This window comes from Streptomyces cyaneofuscatus (assembly GCF_042718795.1).
Taxonomy (GTDB): domain Bacteria; phylum Actinomycetota; class Actinomycetes; order Streptomycetales; family Streptomycetaceae; genus Streptomyces; species Streptomyces cyaneofuscatus_A.
In genome coordinates this window covers 1-1,007 of the sequence record NZ_JBHXOX010000076.1, presented here as the reverse complement: position 1 = coordinate 1,007, position 1,007 = coordinate 1, and the positions used below count along the sequence as shown (strand labels likewise).

The 1,007-nt window shown below is 70.1% G+C and carries 1 protein-coding gene; it reads right to left on the bottom strand.

Translation table 11 applies throughout. The annotated features are described in order from the left end of the window. Positions 1–23 precede the first annotated feature (23 nt). Positions 24–908 (bottom strand): glycoside hydrolase family 19 protein, encoded by an 885-nt coding sequence (locus tag ACFWRT_RS37610; RefSeq protein WP_380956104.1) that lies wholly within the window; start codon positions 906–908, stop codon positions 24–26. Between the last annotated feature and the right edge of the window lie 99 nt (positions 909–1,007).

Sequence of the window (1,007 nt, the reverse complement as noted above, 5' to 3'; positions counted from 1 at the left end):
GGGGTTGAGCGGCTTCCGGCTGCTCAGCAGGTGAGTCCGGAGCCCGGTGCCACGTCGAGGATGCCGGTGATGCGTTCGTACCGTTGCACGCGCGCGGCCACGGACTGCGGGTTGCCGCCGTCGCACTCCAGGGCTCCGTTGAGCGAGCGGATCGTCTCACCGAATCCGGCGCCGCCGGTCATCGCCTCGTGCGAGGTCATGGTGCCGGGGCCGTTCTGGGTGTTCCAGTACCACAGCGCGGTCCGCCAGGCGACGGACGGATCCCGCTCGACCAGCCACGGATCGTTCAGCAGGTCGAGTCCGAGGGCGTCCCCGGCGGCCTTGTAGTTGACGTTCCAGCTGAACATGATCGGGCCCCGCCCGTAGTACGCCTCCCGCCCTGCCGGGCAGCCGAAGGGCTGGGTGTCGTCGCACTTGCGCCAGTAGTTGGCCTCGTTGATCTCCTTGACGTACTTCAGCCCCACCGACTCGAAGTCCGCGTGCGTCAGGAAGGCGGCCGCCTCCCTGGCCCGGGTCTGCGGCGTTGCGGTGTTGGCGAAGCGCGGGTAGGCGTGCAGCGCGTCGATCAGGCCCTGGTAGGTGTAGAAGGGGTGGCGGTCCGGGAAGATCTCGTCGAACCGCTCCGGGCTGATGACGAAGTCGGAGATTCCTCCGGTGCAGGCGCCCCGGTCGGCCCAGGCGGACCCGGCACCCGGGTTCTCGTTGCGTGACCACCACTTCGCGGTCCAGTTGCGTCCGTGGTGCGCAACGGTGTCCCCTGCGCGGTAGTCGACCGAGGCGCTGTGGAGCGGGGCGCACGGTCCGGCGCCGGGTGAGGCGGCCGACGCGGCGGGGGTCGCTGTCAAGAAGCCGGCGGCGAGTGCGGCCAGGGCCGCCGGTACGGTGAGGAACCTCTTGATGCGATGCAGGACTGCTCACTCCTTCGGCGCGGCGCACCGGTACCCCGGCAGGCCGACGGGACGGGCCACCACCCAAGCGCGATTGGTCTGGACCTGTCAAGACCCCCT